1 protein-coding gene is annotated in these 919 nt (G+C 68.9%); it reads left to right on the top strand.

The window, feature by feature from the left end; all coding sequences use genetic code 11:
- Positions 1–856 (top strand): iron-sulfur cluster carrier protein ApbC (apbC, locus tag K9U41_RS22945; RefSeq protein ID WP_282643148.1); only part of this gene is annotated, 856 nt, incomplete at its 5' end.
- Positions 857–919: the final 63 nt, after the last annotated feature.

Here is a 919-nt window from a genome sequence, read left to right as displayed (position 1 = left end):
CGGGCACGGACATGGCCACGGCCATGGCGCGCCGGCCCCGCGCGGCATCTCGGTGCCCGGCGTCGCCTCCATCATCGCCGTGGCCTCGGGCAAGGGGGGCGTGGGCAAGTCCACCACCTCCATCAACCTCGCCCTCGCCCTGCGCGACCTCGGCCTGAAGGTGGGCCTGCTCGATGCCGACATCTACGGCCCCTCGGTGCCGCGCCTTTCCGGCGTCGCGCAGAAGCCGGAGACCACGGAAGACGGCCGCACCATGATCCCGCTGGAGAATTTCGGCCTTCAGCTGATGTCCATCGGCTTCCTCGTGGAGGAAGACACGCCGATGATCTGGCGCGGGCCCATGGTCATGTCCGCCATCTCGCAGATGCTGAAGGAAGTGAAGTGGGGGCCGCTCGACGTGCTGGTGGTGGACATGCCCCCCGGCACCGGCGATGCCCAGCTCACCATGGCCCAGCAGGTGAATCTGGCCGGCGCGGTCATCGTCTCCACCCCGCAGGACCTCGCCCTCATCGACGCGCGGCGCGGCGTCGCCATGTTCGAGAAGGTGAACATTCCCATCCTCGGCGTGGTGGAGAACATGTCCCACTTCATCTGCCCCCATTGCGGCGGACGGTCTGACATCTTCGGTCATGGCGGCGCCCATGCCGAGGCGGACAAGATGGGCGTGCCCTTCCTGGGCGAGATCCCGCTCCACATGCGCATCCGCGAGATGTCGGACGCCGGCCTGCCCATCGTGGTGTCCGATCCCCAGAGCCCGCAGGCCACCGCCTATCGCCACGTGGCGCAGGGGGTGAAGGCGGCGCTGGATCGCGTCACCGCGTCCAGCAAGCAGGCCCCGCGCATCGTCATCGAGTGAGGCGACGGGCGCCATACGGTGTTCCCCCCTCTCCCGCTTGCGGGGGAGGGGGGAACACCGTAT

Source organism: Xanthobacter autotrophicus (assembly GCF_029991245.1).
Classification (GTDB): Bacteria; Pseudomonadota; Alphaproteobacteria; order Rhizobiales; family Xanthobacteraceae; genus Xanthobacter; species Xanthobacter autotrophicus_C.
The sequence above is the reverse complement of the archived record's forward strand: the minus strand, read 5'-3'. Positions and strand labels throughout refer to the sequence as shown.